This is a genomic window from Enterococcus malodoratus (assembly GCF_027659535.1).
GTDB classification, from domain to species: Bacteria; Bacillota; Bacilli; order Lactobacillales; family Enterococcaceae; genus Enterococcus_A; species Enterococcus_A malodoratus.
The window spans coordinates 62,088-82,759 of record NZ_JAQDPG010000008.1 but is presented as its reverse complement, the minus strand read 5'-3'; the positions used below and the strand labels follow the sequence as shown (position 1 = coordinate 82,759).

Genomic DNA, 20,672 nt, shown 5'->3' with positions numbered 1-20,672 from the left:
AATGGTGTTATACTTAATTGGTTAAAAAATAATCAATTCGGTATAAAATCAGACTATAGGTTGAGAAAAAGCTCTGAGGCTTATGATATAATTGATTTGTTTTAAAGGAGGCTGCATATGAAAGTATTACTTTATTTTGAAGGTCAGAATGTTATTGGTAAGTCGGGTATTGGTCGTGCTTTGAGTCATCAAAAAAGAGCTCTGGCATCAATGGGAATTGATTACACGCTTGATCCCAAGGACACAGATTATGATATATTACATATTAATACTTATGGGCCGAAAAGTTTAAGATTAGTCAGAAAAGCGAAGAGGCTTGGAAAAAAGGTTGTTTTTCATGCGCATTCTACTGAAGAAGATTTTCGCAACTCGTTTATTGGGTCAAATCAGCTTGCGCCATTATTTAAGAAATGGCTGGTTGCCTTGTATCAGCAAGCGGATCATTTGATTACACCAACACCTTATTCAAAAAAATTGCTGCAAGGATATGGATTGTCACAACCGATTGCGGCGATTTCTAATGGAATTGATTTAAAAAAATATTATCCTGACGAAAATAAGGAAGCGGCTTTTCGCAAGTATTTTAATTTATCTGAAACACAAAAAGTAGTCATTTGTGTAGGCCTGTTTTTTGAACGTAAAGGAATTCTCGATTTTATTGAGATCGCAAAAAAAATGCCTGAATATACGTTTATTTGGTTTGGCGATGTACCGATGATTTCGATTCCAGCTAATATCAGAAGAGCTGTAAAAAAAGATCATCCAGACAATGTCCTTTTCCCAGGCTATATAAATGGTGATTTGATTGAGGGAGCTTATTCTGGGGCAGATTTGTTCTTCTTTCCTTCTTATGAGGAAACCGAAGGAATCGTCGTATTAGAGGCCTTAGCTAGTCAACAACAGGTTTTATTGAGGAATATTCCGGTATATGGCGGTTGGATGAATGACCGTGTGAACTGCTATATGGGAGAAAACAATCAAGAATTCGAACAATTGATTCGAAAATTAGCTAATCATCAGCTGCCGAATCTTTCCATGGCTGGATTTAAAACGGCGCAAGAAAAAAGTATTACACAGATTGGTGAAGAATTGAAATCTGTTTATCAAGCAGTCTTAGATCTGCCGTATGATCATCAGGTTTATGCAAAAGTCACAAAATAGTTTGGAGGAGCAGACGTGCGGATCGGTTTTTTCACAGATACCTATTTCCCTCAAGTAAGTGGGGTAGCAACATCAATTCGAACATTAAAAAATGAACTCGAAAAGCAAGGTCATGAGGTCTATATATTTACGACGACAGATCCAGAGGCTGATGAGTTTGAAAAAGATATCGTACGAATGCCTAGTGTTCCATTTGTATCGTTCACGGATCGCCGAATCGTTGTGCGAGGAATTTGGTTTGCTTATCAAATCGCAAAGGAATTAGAATTAGAGATTATCCATACCCATACAGAGTTTGGCGCGGGCTTTTTAGGCAAAATGGTCGCAAATCGTTTGCGTATTCCTGTGGTTCACACGTATCATACGATGTATGAGGATTACCTTCATTATATTGCTAATGGGAAAGTGGTCAGACCGACACATGTAAAACATTTCATAAAAATGTTTGTCAATCACTCAACTGGAGTAGTTTGTCCAAGTAAAAGGGTAGTAGACACATTAAAACGTTATGAAGTAGACGTTCCAATGCGGATCATTCCAACAGGAATTGATGTTTCGCATTTTGTCCGTTCAGATATCACTGAGGAAGATACGAATCTTTTGAGAACGAAATTAGGAATTCAAAAAGATGAGTTAATGATTTTATCACTGAGCCGTATTTCTTATGAAAAGAATATCCATATTATCGTACAGCAATTTCCAGAGATACTTATGAGCTATCCTGCTGCTAGATTAGTGATTGTTGGAAAAGGACCTTATCGAGAAGATTTAGAAAAACTGACACAAGAATTAGGCATAGAGGAGTATGTTCAATTCACTGGTGAGGTTCCGCATGAAGAAGTTGCCTACTATTATCATGCGGCTGACTATTTTGTCAGTGCTTCGACCTCAGAAACACAAGGGTTGACCTATGCCGAAGCGATTGCTTCAGGAACACAATGCATTGTTGAAGGCAATGATTACCTAGAACAATTATTAAGCGATGACTCTTTAGGAATTACGTTTGAAAGGGATACTGATTTTAGCGATGCATTTGTTCGTTATGTGCAACAACAGATCCCGATAAGTTCAGAAGTTCAGCAAAATAAGCTGATCGAGATTTCTGCGGAACGATTTGGCAGTGAAATACTGAATTTTTATCAAGAGATGTTGGTTTACTATGATGAAAACCACACAGAAACGAGATCACCTGCTCGAACGGTTCAAAAAATGCGGGTGCGAATTAATTCACTTAGGAATAGCGATGATAAATAAAGCCGAAATCCATCTCTTCATGTATACTGGAGGTGGATTATTTTTATTTTGGAGGTTAGTAGAATGAAGATAGGATTTATCGGAACAGGCGTGATGGGAAAGTCGATCGTTAAGCATTTTTTAACTGCTGGACATGAAGTAGCGGTATATAACCGTACGAAGAGTAAAACAGATGAGTTAGTTGAAAAAGGCGCAACCTGGCAAGAAACACCAGCGAAAGTAACAAATGCCAGTGAGATTATCTTTTCAATGGTAGGATATCCTAGTGATGTCGAAGAGATTTATTATGGCACGGATGGTATTTTTTCAATAGATGTCGCGGGGAAAACTCTAATCGATCTGACGACATCCACTCCGACGCTGGCAGAAAAAATCTATCAAACAGCGAAAGAAAATGGTGCGGCAGCAATGGATGCTCCGGTCTCCGGCGGTGACCTTGGCGCGCAGAATGCAACACTGACTATTATGGTAGGTGGAGATCAAGCTACTTATGATCAAGTCGTTCCATTATTTGAAATAATGGGGAAAAGCTATTCCTTGCAAGGAGCGGCAGGTTCTGGTCAACATACTAAAATGGCAAATCAAATTATGATCGCGGGAACAATGACAGGGATGACGGAAATGTTGGTGTACGCAAAAGCAGCAAACCTTGATGTGCCGAAGGTTTTAGAAACATTAGGGGGCGGTGCAGCCCAAAACTGGTCAATGACAAATTATGCACCGCGAATTTTAAAAACAGATTATTCTCCAGGGTTCTTCGTCAAACACTTCATTAAGGACCTTAAGATAGCGCTAGATGAGGCAGAAAAAATGCAACTTGATTTGCCAGCAACTAAATTGGCAACAGAGCTTTATGAACGATTAGCCGATCAAGGATTCGAAAATGATGGGACACAAGCCCTGATTAAATTATGGTGGTCAGAATCTTAAGTTAGTTTTAGTAAAAAAATCATAATTTTATTGATGAAAATCAATGCAAGATACGGTCGGATTTGATACAATAAGACAGAATTGAGAAGAAGGGGGGCACCTAGATGAAACATTCACAATTAGTTGCCATTATTAAACGCTTAGAAGCAATGACTGAATCGACTGATAATGAAGTACAATTGCGTCGTTTTGAAAAAGAAGGCGTAGAAAAATGTACTGTAACTTATGATAATACGACAGAAACATTTGAGCTGACAGAAAGCGACAGCAAACAATCTTATCAATTTGATAACATCGACATTGTTGCGATGGAAATTTATGATTTGATTCAATAAAACGGGGCGACCCGTTTTTTTTTGTGCCCTTTTTTTGTTAAGGGGTTACATATAATTTTTGATTATAATTTTATGAGGAATTCCTATTTTTACGGCCAACTCAGGGCAAATCTTTTGAAATAATCAAGATTTAGTCAGAAGATGTTATGAGGGAGGCTACAACATGTTAGACAAAGAAGTATATCATCAATTATTTAAACCATCATTTTCTAAAAAGACGCAAGTTACTTTTTGGGACGGTTCTGTTAAGGAATACGGAGACTCTGAAGGCGACATCGTCTTTAAAATTATTTTCAACGAAAAAATTCCAGTGAAGGAATTACTTAATAATGCTTCTTTAGCACTTGGCGAAGCATATATGGAAAAGAAAATCGAGATTGACGGAAATTTGCAAGCTTTGATTTATGACGTTTACAATCAAGCAAATGGTTTTTTCCACAATACGAATTTTAAAAAATGGATGCCGAAAGAAAAGCATACAAAAAAACAATCGGCTCATGACATCCATAGTCATTATGATTTAGGTAATGATTTTTATGAAATGTGGTTGGACCGTACGTTGACTTATTCTTGTGCTTTTTTTGAAACACCTGAGGATACTCTGGAACAAGCGCAAATTAATAAAGTTCACCATATCTTAGATAAATTGTTTATTCAGCCTGGTGAAACCTTACTGGATATCGGTTGCGGTTGGGGCACACTGATTTTGACTGCTGCGAAGGAATATAATGTAAAAGCCAAAGGAATCACTTTGAGTGAAGAACAATATCAACACATTCAAGCGATTATTGCAAAAGAGCATTTAGAAGATACTGTTTCAGTTGAGTTGATGGACTATCGCGACTTAGACGGAACGTTTGATCATATCACAAGCGTCGGTATGTTCGAGCATGTAGGCGCCGAAAATTTACAAGAGTATTTTAAGGTTGTTGAAAAGCATTTAGCACAAAATGGAACAGCATTGATTCATGGTATTAGCCGTCAACAAGGCGGTGCCAAAAATGCGTGGATTAATCAATACATTTTCCCAGGCGGCTATATCCCTGGAGTTACTGAATTAGTTGGACATATCACGGAAAATGAGTTGCAAGTGATTGATCTTGAAAGTTTGCGTCGTGATTACCAACTAACGCTAGAACACTGGACGAAGAACTTCCATCAGGTAGCAGATAAAGTGATTGACCAAAAAGATGAAGCGTTCTATCGAATGTGGGATTTATATTTGCAGGCATGTGCGGCCTCATTCCAAGCAAGTAACATTGATGTTATTCAATATTTATTGGTTCATCCAAATAATAATACGATTCCGATGCATCGGAATGTTTAATAAGCGGGTTTCCCGCTTATTTTTTTACGAAAAAAATCCTTTGATAACCAAAGTAATTTTATGCTAGAGTAGATAGAACGGGTTCAGGATTAATCATTAATTTTTGGTTAATTGAAAAAATATTGTTGCATTCAGAAAAAAAATAAGATATAGTTTGATCATCAAATGATTTGATAATCAAACTAATTAGGTGAGGACATGGAAAGAAACTGGGAAGAATTAAATACCTATTTAGTCTCAATTTTCAACGACGTTTTGTCGATTGAAGAAAACGAACTAAAAAAATCACAATTTAGCGATTTGACGATTACAGAGATGCACACCATTGATGCAATCGGGATGTATAAAAAGAAAACGACAACAGAAGTTGCTAGAGAATTATTGGTAACAGTCGGAACTCTGACAACGTCCATCAATCGTTTAGTGAAAAAGGGCTATGTAGAACGGATTCGCAGCGAAGATGATCGCCGAGTTGTCAAATTAGGTTTGACAAAGAAGGGACGATTAGTCTTTCGAGTTCATCAACATTTTCATCATGAAATGGTTAAAAGTGCCATTAAGGACTTGGATGCGAATGAACAAGAAGTGTTCTTGAAGGCACTAGTGAATCTGTTTAATTACTTAGAGGAGATCAAATGAATATGAGCTTCGGAAAAATAATTGCGACAGCACGCTATTTACCTGAAAAGATTGTGACAAATGATGACTTAGCCGAATGGATGGATACTTCAGATGAATGGATCCAATCGCGGACAGGAATTAAACAGCGTCACATAGCCGAGGCAGAAAATACTTCGGATATGTGTTTGCAGGTTGCAAAAAAACTGGTTGATAAAGCGGCAATTGATCCTTTGAGTTTGGATTTTGTAATTGTAGCCACGATGTCACCTGATTACACATCCCCTTCAGTAGCTTGTCAGGTTCAAGGACAGCTTGGAGCTAAACAAGCGATGGCTTTTGATGTGGCAGCGGCTTGCGCCGGTTTTGTCTACGCGTTAGCGACAGCAGAGAATTTTATGCGTAGCGGAATGAAGCGTGGAATTGTCATTGGCGGAGAGAAAACCTCTAAGCTGTTAGATTGGCAGGATCGTTCTTCAGCCGTGCTTTTCGGAGATGGAGCGGCGGGTGTTTTATTAGAAGCAAGCGAAGAACCTTCTATTATAAAGCAGATGCTGCGTGCGGATGGTGAACGAGCGAGTTCATTGACCTCTGGCTTCCGAAATAACTGCAATGTTTTCTATGAAGGATCAGAAACTAGTACGGCTTTGGCAATGGATGGTCGTGGTATTTGGAACTTTGCCCTAAATGATGTCACTAAAAGTTTGAAAGAATTTATTGGTGACGAATCAGTAGACTATTATTTACTGCATCAAGCTAATAAAAGAATCATTGAAAAAATGGCTCGTAAAATGAATGAGCCAATTGAAAAATTTCCTATGAATCTGATGAATTATGGGAATACTTCAGCGGCGAGCATTCCAATCTTATTGGATGAGCTTGTTGAGGCAAATATTTTATCTTTAAATAGCAATCAAAAAGTGGTATTGACAGGCTATGGCGGTGGATTAGCGTGGGGCAACCTGCTGATTCAGCTATAAGCATGTTAAAAATATAAAACTAAAACTTAAAATTATCGGAGGAAACAACTTATGACATTCGAAAAAATCCAAGACATTATCGTAGAAGAACTAGGTGTAGAGAAAGAAGCAGTAAAAATGGAAACAAACATCCAAGAAGATCTTGAAGCGGATAGTTTGGACTTATTCCAAATCATCAACGAAATCGAAGACGAATTTGATGTGAAAATCGAAACAGAAGACGGCATCACAACAGTTAAAGATTTAGTTGAATATGTTGAAAAACAACAAAACGCTTAATTAATAAAATTCCGGGAAAAGGCTAGGCGTAAGGCCTGGCCTTTCCTGCTATTAGGAGACGATCATGAAAACAGCATTCTTGTTCAGCGGGCAGGGCGCTCAATATGTCGGAATGGGCAAAGAGTTGTACCAGCAAGAGAAAATTGTCAAAGAAACGTTTGAAGAAGCTAGCGATTTACTTGGTTTTTCTATGGAAGACTTGTGCTTCGAAGAAAATGACTTGCTTAACGAAACAAAATACACTCAACCAGCAATTTTAACGGTCAGTACGGCTTTTTTACGTGTGTTGACAGCCAATGGATTTCAGGCTGACGCCGTAGCGGGATTAAGTTTAGGTGAGTATACAGCGTTAGTGGTTTCAGGTGCGTTAACTTTTAGTGATGCGGTACAGCTTGTTCACAAGCGAGGCCAGTTTATGAGTGAAGCCGCGCCTACTGGCAGCGGAAAAATGGTGGCCGTAATGAATACCTCAGCAGAGATTATTGAGGATTGCTGCAAGCAAGCTTCAGTATTAGGGATTGTATCGCCAGCTAACTATAATACTCCGCAACAAATCGTAATTGGCGGTGAAGTTGCCGCAGTTGAAAAAGCGGAAGAATTATTGCAAGCTGCCGGAACAAAACGCATGATACCTTTGAAAGTCAGTGGTCCTTTCCATACAGCATTATTGAAACCCGCAAGCAAACGGTTGAATGAAGTGTTACAGACAATCTCATTTGGCGAGATGCAAGTGCCAGTTATTTCAAATACGACTGCTGAAATCATGCCGCAAGATGAAATTGTTGCTCTATTGACTAAGCAAGTAATGTCGCCGGTTCGCTTTAGTGATAGCATTTTAACACTTAAGGAACAAGGTGTTGCTCAATTGATCGAGATTGGCCCTGGAAAAACGTTGACCGGTTTTATTAAGAAAATTGATCGCGCACTTACGACCAATCGAGTTGAAGATGCAAAAACGTTGGCAGATACAATCAGCTTTTTAGGAGGTTCGAATGGAACTAACGAATAAAACGGTTTTTATTACAGGCAGCAGTCGCGGGATTGGTTGGGGAATGGCTAAAGCTTTTGCTGAGGCCGGCGCCAATATCGTCCTAAATGGTCGAAAAGAAATCTCAGCGGATAAAATAGCTGAAATCGAAGCCTTTGGAGTAAAATGTACAACTATTTGCGGAGATATCAGTTCGTTTGATGATGCAGGAAAAATGATCAAAGAATGCGAAAATTCTTTAGGTTCGATTGATATCTTGATCAACAACGCTGGTATCACCAAAGATCAATTACTTCTACGTATGAAGCCTGAAGATTTTGATGCTGTTTTGGATATCAACTTGAAGGGAACATTTAATATGACCCAGCAAGTTTTGAAAAAAATGATGAAAAAACGTGCGGGTGTCATTATCAATCTTTCCAGCGTGGTAGGCCTAATCGGGAATGTCGGTCAAAGCAACTACGCAGCGAGTAAAGCTGGAGTGATTGGATTTACTAAGGCAGTAGCAAGAGAAGTCGCGCCGCGCGGGATTACCTGCAATGCGATCGCTCCTGGCTTTATCAAAACAGATATGACAGATGAACTGAATGAAACAATTAAAGAACAGATGGAAGGGCAAATTCCGCTAAAATGTTTTGGCAGCGTGGAGGATGTGGCAAATGCCGCATTGTTCTTAGCCCAAAATAGTTACATCACCGGTCAAGTATTGAACGTTGATGGCGGAATGGTCATGTAAAGAAAGGACGGAATAAAATGAATCGTGTCGTAATTACAGGCTTTGGTGTTGCCTCACCAATTGGTAATGATAAAGAAACATTTTTAAAGAATTTAAAAGAAGGAAATCATGGATTTGGCCCAATCACTCGATTTGATGCTAGCGAAACAGGTATTACTATTGCAGCAGAAGTCAAAGATTTCCCTTTGGAAAAATATTTTGTCAAAAAAGATACAAAACGAATGGAGACGTATTCTCTGTACGCGATTTATTCTGCATTTGAAGCACTAAAAATGAGCGGTATCAATACTGAAGAAGAAGATATGGAACGCTTCGGTGTAATGATCGGATCAGGTGTTGGCGGCTTAGGAACAATTCAAGATCAAGTTCTAAAAATGGACGCAAAGGGTCCTGCTCGAGTATCTCCAATGTTCGTCCCATTAGCAATCGTAAATATGGCGGCAGGAAACGTTGCCTTGCGTATTGGCGCAAAGGGTATTTGTACGAGTACCGTAACCGCATGTGCCAGCGGAACCCATTCAATCGGTGAAGCTTTCCGCAATATCAAACATGGTTATTCTGATGTTATCATTGCGGGCGGTGCGGAATCATGTATCAACAAGATCGGAATCTCTGGCTTCGCTGCACTAACAGCCTTAAGTACTTCAGAAGATCCAGCTCGTGCTTCGATTCCATTTGACACGGACCGCAATGGTTTTGTCATGGGTGAGGGTGCAGGAGTCTTGGTCTTGGAATCATTGGAACATGCCCAAAAACGTGGTGCGAATATTCTTGGTGAAGTTGTTGGCTATGGTGCGACTTGTGATGCTTACCATATGACGGCACCATCACCAGATGGCGAAGGCGCTGCGAGAGCAATTAAAGAAGCAATCAAAGAAGCTGGAATTGAACCAGCTGACGTGAATTATGTGAATGCTCACGGAACAAGTACTCAAGCGAATGACAAGGCCGAAAGTAAAGCAATCGAGTCTGCATTGACCGAGAATGCTTATGTCAGCAGTACTAAATCCTTAACCGGACATTTATTAGGTGGGGCTGGTGGTGTAGAAGCCGTTGCATCATTAATGGCTTTGCAACATCAATTTATTCCGCCAACCGCAAATATTAAAGAAGTCGATCCAGAAATCAAAGCAAATGTTGTAGTGAATGAAGCAAAAGAAACGACAGTGAATTATGCGGTAAGTAATTCTCTAGGCTTTGGTGGACACAACGCTGTGATCTGCTTAAAACGCTGGGAGGATTAACCAATGGAAATCAACGAAGTCAAAGAACTGCTGCATCAATTTAATGATTCGAACTTAACCGAATTTGATTTGCGAGAAGGCAGTTTCGAATTATATATGAATAAAAATCAGACGAGCCGTCAAACAGCAGCACCTGTACAAGCGGAACAAGCGATAGAATCTGCACCAGTTGCACCGACAACATCCGCGGCTCAAACAGCGACTTCGGAAACAGAAGCAGCTCCAATTGTCTCAAGTAACACTGAGGGTCAAGTGATCACTTCGCCAATTGTGGGTATTGTATATTTACAGCCAACCCCAGAACAAGCGGCCTACAAATCTGTAGGTGATTCTGTGAAGCAAGGCGAGACTGTATGTATCATAGAAGCAATGAAGCTATTAAACGAAATCACCAGTGAATTTGACGGAACAATCACCGAAATCTTGGTGGAAAACGAAGATGTTGTGGAATACGGACAGCCATTGTTCCGTATCGGCTAATAGGAGGATTTATAAATGTTAACGATTGAAGAGATCAAAGAAATTATTCCGCATCGCTATCCAATGCTATTGATTGATCGCGTGGAAGAACTAGAACCAGGAAAAAGTATTAAAGCTAAGAAAAATGTTTCTGTTAACGAACCATTTTTCCAAGGACATTTTCCTCACGAACCGGTTATGCCTGGCGTATTAATCGTTGAAGCAATGGCTCAAGCAGGTGCAGTTGCCCTATTATCAATGGAAGAATTTAAAGGGAAAACGGCTTATTTTGGCAGTATCGACAAGGCAAAATTCCGTAAGAAAGTTGTACCAGGTGATACTTTAGTTTTAGAAGTAGAATTAACAAAAGTTCGTTCTTCAGCGGGTTGCGGAAAAGGCATCGCTTATGTTGATGGCAAAAAAGTCGCTGAAGCAGAACTAACTTTTATGATTGGATAGATGTCTATGTTTTCGAAAATTTTGATCGCTAACCGTGGCGAAATCGCCGTACGGATCATTCGTGCTTGTCGTGAATTAGGGATTCAAACAGTCGCGGTCTATTCTGAAGCTGATAAAGAAGCCTTGCACACAGAGATGGCTGATGAAGCCATCTGTATCGGGCCGGCTCGATCGAGCGAATCTTATTTGAATATGCAAGAAATTCTAAGTGCTGCAATTGTGACCAACGCTGAAGCCATTCACCCTGGCTTTGGCTTCTTATCAGAAAATAGTTTATTTGCGACAATGTGTGCTGAATGCAATATTAAGTTTATCGGTCCCAGCGAAAAGACTATCGATGCGATGGGAAATAAAATTCACGCGCGTCAATTAATGCAGGAAGCTGGTGTTCCCGTAATTCCAGGGAGTGACGGCGCTATTGATACACTGGAAGAAGCAGAAGCTTTAGCTGATAAAATCGGTTATCCAGTAATGCTGAAAGCAGCAGCTGGCGGTGGCGGAAAAGGAATTCGTAAAGTTCCCGCTAAGAGTGAACTTGAAAAGCATTTCTTATCTGCAAAATCAGAAGCTAAGGCTGCTTTTGGTGATGACGCGATGTATATGGAAAAAATTATTTATCCAGCGCGCCACATCGAAGTTCAGATTCTTGGAGATCAGCATGGAAATGTGATTCATTTAGGTGAACGTGATTGTTCGCTGCAACGGAACAATCAAAAGGTTTTAGAAGAAGCACCTTCTGTCGTGATCGGTGAAGAAACCCGTAAAATGTTGGGCGATATTGCCGTTAAAGCCGGAAAAGCTGTGAATTATGAAAGTGCCGGAACGATTGAATTTTTACGTGACGAGGATGGAAGTTTCTATTTTATGGAAATGAATACCCGTATTCAAGTGGAGCATCCAATCACTGAGATGGTTACAGGCATCGATATTGTTAAAAAACAAATCAAAATTGCCGAGGGTGAACCTTTAGGCCTGAAGCAATCTGACGTTAAATTTAAAGGGCATTCGATTGAGTGCCGAATTAATGCCGAAAATCCCGCCTTTAATTTTGCGCCTTCACCAGGTAAAATCAAGACGCTGCTATTACCTAGCGGCGGTTTAGGCTTACGAGTTGACAGTGCTATGTATAGCGGCGTGACAATCCCGCCGTATTATGATTCAATGATTGCAAAGATTATTGTTCATGGCGAAGACCGTTTTGATGCCTTGATGAAGATGCAGCGAGCGTTAGGTGAGTTCGTCTCTGTTGGCGTTATTACAAACGTTGAGTTCCAGATGGATTTGATTAGTCATCCAAGCGTTTTATTTGGAGATTACGATACAAGTTTCTTACAAACAACATTTTTACCTGAGTGGCAGCAGAGCGAGTAGGAGGAATTTAGGTGGGACTTTTTAATAAGAAAAAAAACTACATTCGCATCAATCCTAACCGCGATAGTTTACCGACAAAGAAGCCAACTGTACCTGATGATATGTGGGCAAAATGCCCAAATTGCAAACGGACGTTGTACAAAAAAGAAATCGGAGCCGAAAAGGTTTGTCCTCATTGTGGTTATAGTTTCCGTATTAGTGCGTGGGAACGATTAGCGTTAACGATCGATGAAAAAAGTTTTACAGATTGGGATAACCAATTAGAACAGAAAAATCCAATCGATTTTCCTGACTATTTAGCAAAAATCGATACTAACAAAGAAAAGACTGGTTTAGATGAAGCTGTATTAACAGGAAAGGCAACGATTAATGATATAGCTTTTGCTATTGGCGTAATGGATGCCAATTTCATTATGGGAAGTATGGGTACGGTCGTTGGAGAAAAAATCACTCGACTTTTTGAAAAGGCAACGGTTGATAAATTACCAGTTGTTCTATTTACGGCCTCAGGCGGTGCTCGGATGCAGGAGGGAATTTTCTCACTGATGCAGATGGCAAAAATTTCAGCGGCGGTCAAACGTCATAGTAATGCCGGTTTGCTTTATATCACTGTTTTAACGGATCCTACAACTGGCGGTGTAACTGCCAGCTTTGCGATGGAAGGTGATATCATTTTAGCTGAGCCGCAAACCTTAGTTGGTTTTGCTGGTCGAAGAGTGATCGAGCAAACCATTCGTCAACAATTACCAGATGATTTTCAAAAAGCAGAATTCCTTTTACAACATGGATTTATTGATCAAATTGTTCCAAGAATGGCTTTGCGTGATCGTTTGACAAAATTGTTGGCTTTTCATCAACAGAAAGGCTGGTGTGAATAATGAGTCTAACTGCTGGAGAAATCGTAAAACTAGCTAGACATCAGGATCGGTTGACCAGTCTGGATTATTTCGAAAAGATTTTTACTGAATTCCAAGAATTTCATGGAGATCGTTTATTTGGTGATGATCCTGCAATCGTAGGTGGTATCGCAGAATTAGCCGGCAAACCAGTCACTGTTATTGGGATACAGAAGGGCGCAAACCTTAAGGAAAACATGGATCGTAATTTTGGACAACCAAATCCTGAAGGCTATCGAAAAGCATTGCGACTTATGAAGCAAGCAGAAAAGTTTAAACGTCCGATAATTTGTTTCGTGAATACGCCAGGCGCTTTTTGTGGTGTTGAAGCGGAAGAGCGTGGGGAAGGCGAGGCGATTGCCCGCAACCTTTTAGAGATGTCTGATCTGAAAGTTCCGATCATTTCTATTGTTACTGGTGAAGGCGGCAGCGGCGGAGCGTTAGCGTTGGCTTTGGCTGATGAAGTTTGGATGATGGAATACAGTATTTATGCGATTCTATCACCAGAGGGTTTTGCCTCAATTCTTTGGAAAGATGGCAAACGGGCCGATGAAGCGGCGGAGTTAATGAAAATTACCGCAGCTGAGTTATTAGAACTTGATGTAATCGATCGCGTGATTCCCGAAACCTTAAAAGGCAACAAGCTCAGTGAAGATAAAATCATTCGTATGATGAAGAAATCTTTGATTGAGAAAATCACTGAATTATCAAAATACTCTAAAGAAGAACTGATCGAAAAAAGATATCAACGTTTTCGTAAGTTTTAATTCGATGAACAACGACAGCTGAGGCTGTCGTTTTTTTTATACGTTCATAACCGGAAATGTAAATAAATATACATAAAAACGTCGTTTCTTTGAAATAATATGCTATACTGTTAAAAATGATTTTGGAGGGTTATGTATGAAAAAAGGATTGAAGGTTGTTTTGGCGGCTCTAACTTTATTGGTATTAGCCGCATGTGGAAGTAAAGAGGAAACAGATAAATTAGACACGATTAAAAAGGATGGAGTTATTAAAGTGGCAACTTCACCGGATTATGCTCCATTTGGATTTCATACAACGATTGATGGAAAAGATAAGATTGTTGGGGCTGATATTGAAATGATGGAAGCCATTGCGAAGAAAATGGGTGTGAAGGTCGACTGGATAGATATGAGTTTTAATGCAGTATTGGCAGCAGCAAAAGAAGGCAAAGCAGATGTTGCAGTTTCTGCCATTTCTGTTACGAGTGAGCGGGAGAAGAGTTTTGATTTTACTACGGATTACTATACATCGCCACAGGTAATTGTTATCAATAAACAGCAAGCGGACAAATTTACTGCTATTGATACTTTTGCCGATAAACAGGTTGGCGCACAAAAAGGGACGATTCAAGAAAACATTGTAAAGGAACAAATGAAGGATGCGAAATTAGTATCGATTGAAAAATTACCGAATATTTTTGTAGAAGTCAAAAATGGATCGTTAGACGGGTTAGTCGTTGAGAAAACAGTAGCAGATGCCTATGTAAATAAAAATCCGGAGCTGATGATTGCTAACATTCCATTAAAAAGTATGAAGGAAGATTCATTATGTATCGCAGTTCCAAAAGGAAATGAAAAGTTAGTCAAGGAACTAGATAAGCAGATCAAGGAAATGAAAGAAGCAGGAGACATTGAAAAAATGGTCAAGGAAAACAATGAACTGGCACAGCAAGGTGGAGAATAAGATATTTATTCATAGTAAGACTGAATATATGCATTATACAAACTTATATTCAAAAAACATTTAATATTTATACATCAATTTGCTTGTTTTATGAAAATTTCATGCTATAATAAATTCATTGAAAAAAAGATTCAACATTTAGGAGGAAACAGGATGAAAAAGATTACCGGCTTAGTTATGACATTAGTAGCATTATTTACTTTAGCAGCATGTGGCGGAGGCAACGATAAAACTTCCGATTCGTCATCAAATGCAAAATCAGAAGATCAGTTAGCAGCAATCAAAAAAGCGGGCGTTTTAAAGGTTGCAACGTCAGCTGACTATGCGCCGTTTGAATTCCATACAATGGTGGACGGCAAAGACAAAATAGTCGGAGCCGATATTGATTTAGTGAATGAGGTTGCGAAAGAATTGGGTGTTAAAGCAGAAGTATCTGATATGAGCTTCAACACAGTTTTAGCATCATTAAAAGAAGGCAAATCAGATATCGCGATTTCGGCGATTTCAGCAACTAAGGAACGTAAAGAACAATTCAACTTTACAGACAATTATTACAATCCGCCACAAGTATTGATTATTAACAAAAAAAATCAAGATAAACTGACGGATCTATCATCTTTAAAAGACAAACAAGTCGGAGCCCAAAAAGGTTCGATTCAAGAAGACATCGTTAAGTCACAAATCAAAGATGCCAAACTTGTTTCTATCGAAAAAGTACCAAATATGGTAGTCGAAGTAAATAGCGGATCATTAGATGCAATGGTTGTTGAAAAGACAATTGCTGAATCATATGTCCAACAAAATCCTGACCTGATGATTGCAAACATCGATTTGAAACCATCAAAGGATGAAGCTTTCGCAATCGCTTTGCCAAAGGGCAGTGACAAACTACAAACAGAATTGAACAAAATCATCAAGAAATTAAACGATGAAGGCAAGATTGATGAATACGTCAAACAAAATCATGAGTTAGCAGAAAAATCAGCAGAATAGAGGGTCAGAGCATTGAACTTTTCATTTTTAGATAAATACTTATCTTATTTTGCCTCAGGTGCTGGTATCACGGTAATTATTTCACTCGTTACAGTTGTGTTAGGAACGTTAATCGGGTTAGTAATGGCTCTTTTAAAACTTTCTAAACACAAACCGTTAAATTGGTTGGCTAATATTTACATCGAAGTACTTCGCGGTACTCCGATGTTGTTACAAATTATGATTGGTTTCTTAGTTTTACAAGGCTTCTTTCCTTCTAAAGATTTGGAGGTTGGGGTGTTAACCGTTGATCTTGGACGTTTGATTCCAGGGATGATTGTTTTATCATTGAACTCAGGCGCCTATGTTGCCGAAATTATTCGTGGCGGTATTACGGCAGTGAACTACGGTCAAACAGAAGCAGCGCATTCGCTAGGTTTGCGTCCGGCGCAAACGATGCGATATGTCATTTTGCCTCAAGCATTAAGAAATATTTTACCGCCATTAGGGAATGAATTTATCACACTGATCAAAGACTCATCATTATTGACTGCGATCGGGATCAATGAATTGATGGGGTCTGCCCAAATCGTTATTTCAAATTCTTATATTCCTTTGGAGCCCTATTTTGTGGCAGCAGCGCTTTATTTTGTGATGACTTTCGTCACCTCGCGTCTGCTTAACTTATGGGAGAAAAAACTCGGAAAAGGCTATCAAAGATAAGAATAGAGGTGGGAAATAATGACAGAAGCATTGATTCAAATTGAACACTTAAATAAAAAATTTGGTGATAACGAAGTCCTGAAGGATATATCTGCTGAAATTACTCCTGGGGAAGTAGTTGTAATTATTGGACCTTCGGGCTCAGGAAAAAGTACCTTTTTACGCTGTGTGAATCTTTTAGAGGTGCCGACCTCCGGCATAATCAAGTTTGAAGGTACAGATATTACAGATAAAAAGAACGACATTTTTAAAACAAGAGAAAAAATGGGAATGGTTTTTCAACAATTTAATTTATTCCCTAATATGACTGTTTTGGATAACATCACTTTATCGCCAATTAAGGTAAAAGGGATGTCAAAACCTGAAGCGGAAAAAATTGCAAAAGAGCTATTAGAAAAAGTGGGTTTATCTGAAAAAGCCGATGCATATCCACATTCTTTATCAGGAGGACAACAGCAACGTATCGCGATAGCTCGTGCATTAGCGATGCAGCCTGATGTTATGCTGTTTGATGAACCAACATCAGCACTTGATCCTGAAATGGTCGGAGACGTGCTGCAAGTTATGCAGCAACTAGCTAAAGAGGGTATGACCATGATGATTGTGACGCACGAGATGGGATTTGCAAAAGAGGTTGGAGATCGTGTAATCTTCATGGATGGTGGAGTAATCGTTGAAGAAGGAACACCTGAAGAGGTATTCGACCATACACAAAATTCTCGAACCATTGATTTTTTATCAAAAGTATTATAAAAGTAATGAGACTAGGCAGAGAAAGCCTAGTCTTTTTTTAAACCTTTGTAGTCAAATGTAGAGTTTTCAGAAAAATTGCGTTATAATCAGGTTTTGTAGAAGTATAAAAAAAGTTATAGGAGTTGCCATGCTAGATAAATTCAAACCAACGTGGATGGTCGAAGCCATTTATCAAATAACCCCGGAACAATTGAAGGCTCATGGATTCAAAGCGGTCCTTACGGATTTAGATAATACGTTAATCGCTTGGAACAATCCAAATGGCACGAAAGAGCTGATAGATTGGTTAAAAATGATGGATAAGGCAGGAATCCCTGTAGTCGTCGTTTCAAATAATAAGGCCAGTCGAGTAGCTAAAGCGCTAGAGAGTTTTCAATTAGACTTTGTCTCGCGGGCGATGAAACCTTTCTCAGTAGGAATCAAAAACGCGCAGCAGCAATTAGGTGTTTCAAAAGATGAAATCGTCATGATTGGCGACCAAGTAATGACCGATATTCGCGGCGCAAGTGCGGCTGGTATTAGAAGTATTCTTGTGCGTCCAATCCTTGATACCGATGGTTGGAATACGCGGATCAATCGTTTCTTTGAACGTCGTGTCATGCATATTTTGTTGCAAAAAGATCCTGAGATGAAATGGAAGAGTGAATTATAAATGGAAGAAGAATTATTTTGTATTGGTTGTGGCGCAAAGATTCAAACCGAACATCCAAATGAATTGGGTTATACTCCGCAATCAGCTTTAGAAAAGGGCTTAGCAAATGGCGAAGTTTATTGTCAACGCTGCTTCCGCCTACGTCATTATAATGAGATTCAAGATGTTTCATTAACAGACGATGATTTCTTACGCTTATTGAATGAGTTAGGAAAAGCTGATGCTCTAATTGTGAATGTGGTCGATATTTTCGACTTTAATGGTTCTTTGATCCCTGGGCTGCATCGTTTTGTTGGCGACAATCCAGTTCTATTAGTGGGTAACAAAGTTGATCTATTGCCAAAATCACTAAAAAGAGGCAAACTAACCCAATGGATGCGAGAACGCGCCCATGAAGAAGGCTTACGTCCAGTCGATATTTTATTGACTAGTGCAAGAAAGTCGAACGAAATGGCTGAATTATTAGAAAAAATCGAAGAGTATCGCAATGGCCGCGATGTTTATGTCGTGGGTGTAACTAATGTTGGTAAGTCAACACTGATTAATCAAATTATCAAACAAACTGCTGGTGTGCAGGATTTAATTACAACTTCACAGTTTCCAGGTACGACTTTAGATAAAATCGAAATTCCATTGGATGATGGACAGTTTCTTTTTGATACACCAGGGATTATTCATCGCCATCAAATGGCTCATTACCTTGGAAAGAAAGATTTAAAAATCATTGCACCGCATAAAGAGATCAAACCCAAGACTTATCAGCTGAATGCTGGACAAACCTTGTTCTTGGGCGGACTGGCTCGTTTTGATTTTATTCAAGGGGATCGGGCGCCATTTGTGACTTATGTTTCGAATGATATTGATCCTCATCGTACAAAGCTTGAGAAGGCCGATGAGTTTTATCAAAAACATGTAGGTGGTTTGCTACAACCGCCGCGACCAGATGAAGTGGCAGATTTCCCAGACTTGGCACGCTTTGAGTTTTCAATCAAAGAAAAAACGGATATTGTTTTCGCTGGGTTGGGCTGGGTTACTGTGACAAAACCGGCTGTTGTTGCCGGTTGGGCACCAAAAGGGGTCGATGTTTTGACTCGTAAAGCACTAATCTAAAAAGAGAGATCCATATAAGGATAAGGGGAGCATTAATGGAATTAAGAGGAAAGCAAAAACGTTTCTTGCGCAGTCAGGCGCATCATTTACAACCGATTTTCCAAATCGGGAAGAATGGGATCAATGACGCGGTAATCATTCAGATTGCTGAAGCATTGGAAAAAAGAGAATTAATCAAAGTAAATTTATTGCAAAATACTGATGAGATTGCTGAAGATGTCGCTCATGTGTTAGAGGCGAAGGTCAATTGTGAGATCGTTCAAATCATTGGCCGGGTTTTGGTTTTATACAAGGCTTCCAGCAAAGAAAAGTATCAAAAAATATCGAAAGAAGTTCAAAGCATATAAGCTTCTTTCAATCAAAAAATGAGGAGGAATAACTTTTGTACCAAGATGTCTTAACAATTCCAAAAGTCAAACCGATGACAGATACTACGATGCCTAAAAAGCAGGTTGGACTGTTAGGTGGGAATTTTAATCCGATTCACCACGCACACTTAATGATTGCGGAACAGGTCGGCCAAAAAATGGGATTTGATGAAGTGCATCTGTTGCCGAGTTATTTACCACCTCATGTAGATGAGAAAAAAACCATTGACAGTAAGCACCGATTGGCGATGGTTCAGCGGGCGATTGAGGACAATTCTTTTTTGTCAGTCGATACAAGAGAGCTCACTCGTAAAGGAAAAAGTTTTACAGTCGATACAATGTTGGAAATGACTGCAGAAAATCCTGATACGGAATATTACTTTATTATTGGCGGCGATGAAGTAGCCTATCTACCCAAATGGCATAGAATTGATGAGCTAGTTTGTCTCGTTAACTTTGTTGGAGTAAAACGCGCAGGTTATGCTACAGAAAGCTCTTATCCGATTATTTGGGTAGACGTCCCTGAAATTCAGTTATCGTCTTCTTACATTCGGCAACAAGTCAAACAAGGTTGTTCAATTCGCTATCTTGTACCAGATCGGGTGCGAGAGTATATCACGGAAGAAGGATTGTATCTTAATGAATTATAGTGACAATTATTCAGCGATGAATCGCGAAGCGTTGATGCAAGCTGTTCAAATGCGAATGAGTGAGCGGCGTTTCACGCATGTGCTCGGTGTTGAAGAAACAGCGGTTGCCTTGGCTGAGCGTTTTGGTGAGTCACCTGAAAAAGCAAGTATTGCTGCCTTGACCCATGATTATGCAAAGGAACGTTCTGATGAAGAATTTCAATTGGCGATTGAGCAAGGTGACTACGAAGATAAAAAAGAGCTGATAAAATTTGGCAATGCCATTTGGCACGGATTAGTCGGAGCTGATTTTGTTGCTCGCGAGTTGGGTATCACCGATGAAGCAATTTTAAATGCTATTCGATTGCATACCACAGGTGCGGCTGAGATGTCGTTGTTGGATAAAATCATTTACGTAGCAGATTATATTGAACCGGGCAGAGATTTCCCTGGTGTTGAAGATGCGCGTGTAATTGCTTTTAGCGATTTAAATCAGGCTGTTGCTTTTGAAACGAAGCATACGCTGACCCATTTGATCGAGGCTGAAAAACCAGTTTATCCAAAAACGATTGAGACGTATAATCGTTGGGTTGCTGGCATGAAGTAAAAAAAGCACTGTCTCTATTTGTTGAAGTTTTTGATTGAATCAATCTTTTTAAGATATAATCTAGACATCAAAAGATTTTTAGAAAATGTTATACGTTCATATGAATAAGGA

The 20,672-nt window shown here is 39.4% G+C and carries 25 protein-coding genes; all 25 read left to right on the top strand.

Annotation, left to right across the window (positions count from 1 at the left end):
• Nucleotides 1–117 precede the first annotated feature (117 nt).
• Nucleotides 118–1,161, top strand: a complete 1,044-nt coding sequence (locus tag PGP85_RS13870) for a glycosyltransferase (RefSeq protein ID WP_178981997.1) — start codon at nt 118–120, stop codon at nt 1,159–1,161.
• Nucleotides 1,162–1,176: 15 nt separating this feature from the next.
• On the top strand, nt 1,177–2,415 hold the full coding sequence (locus PGP85_RS13865) for a glycosyltransferase family 4 protein (RefSeq protein WP_270328072.1): 1,239 nt from the start codon (nt 1,177–1,179) through the stop codon (nt 2,413–2,415).
• Nucleotides 2,416–2,463: 48 nt separating this feature from the next.
• Complete coding sequence (locus PGP85_RS13860) at nt 2,464–3,345, top strand: NAD(P)-dependent oxidoreductase (RefSeq protein ID WP_270328070.1); 882 nt, start codon at nt 2,464–2,466, stop codon at nt 3,343–3,345.
• Nucleotides 3,346–3,449: 104 nt separating this feature from the next.
• Nucleotides 3,450–3,680, top strand: coding sequence for a YkuJ family protein (locus PGP85_RS13855; RefSeq protein ID WP_010740403.1), 231 nt, complete (start codon nt 3,450–3,452; stop codon nt 3,678–3,680).
• Between the two features lie 163 nt (nt 3,681–3,843).
• Entirely contained in the window at nt 3,844–5,007 is a 1,164-nt protein-coding gene (locus tag PGP85_RS13850; RefSeq protein WP_090402129.1) for an SAM-dependent methyltransferase, read from the top strand.
• 198 nt (nt 5,008–5,205) lie between these two features.
• Nucleotides 5,206–5,646, top strand: coding sequence for a fatty acid biosynthesis transcriptional regulator FabT (gene fabT, locus PGP85_RS13845; RefSeq protein WP_010740401.1), 441 nt, complete (start codon nt 5,206–5,208; stop codon nt 5,644–5,646).
• Nucleotides 5,643–6,605 (top strand): beta-ketoacyl-ACP synthase III, encoded by a 963-nt coding sequence (locus PGP85_RS13840; protein WP_010740400.1) that lies wholly within the window; start codon nt 5,643–5,645, stop codon nt 6,603–6,605. Before fabT ends, PGP85_RS13840 begins: the two co-directional genes overlap by 4 nt.
• 51 nt (nt 6,606–6,656) lie before the next feature.
• The gene (locus PGP85_RS13835; protein WP_010740399.1) at nt 6,657–6,884 is read left to right on the top strand and encodes an acyl carrier protein; all 228 of its coding nucleotides are present in this window, start codon (nt 6,657–6,659) and stop codon (nt 6,882–6,884) included.
• A 64-nt stretch (nt 6,885–6,948) separates the two neighbouring features.
• Nucleotides 6,949–7,893, top strand: a complete 945-nt coding sequence (fabD, locus tag PGP85_RS13830; protein ID WP_270328065.1) for an ACP S-malonyltransferase — start codon at nt 6,949–6,951, stop codon at nt 7,891–7,893.
• Entirely contained in the window at nt 7,877–8,608 is a 732-nt protein-coding gene (gene fabG / locus PGP85_RS13825; RefSeq protein WP_010740397.1) for a 3-oxoacyl-[acyl-carrier-protein] reductase, read from the top strand. Before fabD ends, fabG begins: the two co-directional genes overlap by 17 nt.
• A 17-nt stretch (nt 8,609–8,625) precedes the next feature.
• On the top strand, nt 8,626–9,852 hold the full coding sequence (gene fabF / locus PGP85_RS13820; RefSeq protein ID WP_010740396.1) for a beta-ketoacyl-ACP synthase II: 1,227 nt from the start codon (nt 8,626–8,628) through the stop codon (nt 9,850–9,852).
• A 3-nt stretch (nt 9,853–9,855) separates the two neighbouring features.
• Nucleotides 9,856–10,332, top strand: a complete 477-nt coding sequence (accB, locus tag PGP85_RS13815; RefSeq protein WP_090402137.1) for an acetyl-CoA carboxylase biotin carboxyl carrier protein — start codon at nt 9,856–9,858, stop codon at nt 10,330–10,332.
• A 15-nt stretch (nt 10,333–10,347) separates the two neighbouring features.
• Nucleotides 10,348–10,770, top strand: a complete 423-nt coding sequence (gene fabZ, locus PGP85_RS13810) for a 3-hydroxyacyl-ACP dehydratase FabZ (protein WP_270328060.1) — start codon at nt 10,348–10,350, stop codon at nt 10,768–10,770.
• A gap of 6 nt (nt 10,771–10,776) precedes the next feature.
• Nucleotides 10,777–12,141 carry an acetyl-CoA carboxylase biotin carboxylase subunit gene (locus PGP85_RS13805; RefSeq protein WP_270328058.1) on the top strand — a complete coding sequence of 455 codons (1,365 nt, stop codon included), beginning with the start codon at nt 10,777–10,779 and terminating at the stop codon, nt 12,139–12,141.
• Nucleotides 12,142–12,152: 11 nt separating this feature from the next.
• Nucleotides 12,153–13,019: an acetyl-CoA carboxylase, carboxyltransferase subunit beta gene (gene accD, locus PGP85_RS13800; RefSeq protein WP_270328056.1), complete on the top strand. Its 867-nt coding sequence runs from the start codon at nt 12,153–12,155 to the stop codon at nt 13,017–13,019.
• Complete coding sequence (locus PGP85_RS13795) at nt 13,019–13,804, top strand: acetyl-CoA carboxylase carboxyl transferase subunit alpha (protein ID WP_178982017.1); 786 nt, start codon at nt 13,019–13,021, stop codon at nt 13,802–13,804. The genes accD and PGP85_RS13795 overlap by 1 nt, the downstream gene beginning before the upstream one ends.
• Nucleotides 13,805–13,940: 136 nt before the next feature.
• Nucleotides 13,941–14,747 (top strand): transporter substrate-binding domain-containing protein, encoded by an 807-nt coding sequence (locus tag PGP85_RS13790; protein ID WP_178982019.1) that lies wholly within the window; start codon nt 13,941–13,943, stop codon nt 14,745–14,747.
• 153 nt (nt 14,748–14,900) lie between these two features.
• Entirely contained in the window at nt 14,901–15,740 is an 840-nt protein-coding gene (locus PGP85_RS13785; protein ID WP_090402147.1) for a transporter substrate-binding domain-containing protein, read from the top strand.
• Between the two features lie 12 nt (nt 15,741–15,752).
• On the top strand, nt 15,753–16,442 hold the full coding sequence (locus PGP85_RS13780; protein ID WP_010740388.1) for an amino acid ABC transporter permease: 690 nt from the start codon (nt 15,753–15,755) through the stop codon (nt 16,440–16,442).
• Nucleotides 16,443–16,460: 18 nt separating this feature from the next.
• Nucleotides 16,461–17,195, top strand: coding sequence for an amino acid ABC transporter ATP-binding protein (locus PGP85_RS13775; protein ID WP_010740387.1), 735 nt, complete (start codon nt 16,461–16,463; stop codon nt 17,193–17,195).
• 127 nt (nt 17,196–17,322) lie between these two features.
• A complete protein-coding gene (locus tag PGP85_RS13770) occupies nt 17,323–17,847 on the top strand; it encodes a YqeG family HAD IIIA-type phosphatase (RefSeq protein ID WP_010740386.1) in 525 nt (174 codons plus the stop codon).
• Nucleotides 17,848–18,957: a ribosome biogenesis GTPase YqeH gene (gene yqeH, locus PGP85_RS13765; protein WP_090402149.1), complete on the top strand. Its 1,110-nt coding sequence runs from the start codon at nt 17,848–17,850 to the stop codon at nt 18,955–18,957. It abuts the gene before it with no gap.
• Nucleotides 18,958–18,992: 35 nt separating this feature from the next.
• Complete coding sequence (yhbY, locus tag PGP85_RS13760) at nt 18,993–19,304, top strand: ribosome assembly RNA-binding protein YhbY (protein WP_010740384.1); 312 nt, start codon at nt 18,993–18,995, stop codon at nt 19,302–19,304.
• Nucleotides 19,305–19,378: 74 nt separating this feature from the next.
• Nucleotides 19,379–19,975, top strand: coding sequence for a nicotinate-nucleotide adenylyltransferase (locus tag PGP85_RS13755; RefSeq protein ID WP_270328187.1), 597 nt, complete (start codon nt 19,379–19,381; stop codon nt 19,973–19,975).
• Nucleotides 19,965–20,561 carry a bis(5'-nucleosyl)-tetraphosphatase (symmetrical) YqeK gene (gene yqeK, locus PGP85_RS13750; protein WP_010740382.1) on the top strand — a complete coding sequence of 199 codons (597 nt, stop codon included), beginning with the start codon at nt 19,965–19,967 and terminating at the stop codon, nt 20,559–20,561. Before PGP85_RS13755 ends, yqeK begins: the two co-directional genes overlap by 11 nt.
• Nucleotides 20,562–20,672: the final 111 nt, after the last annotated feature.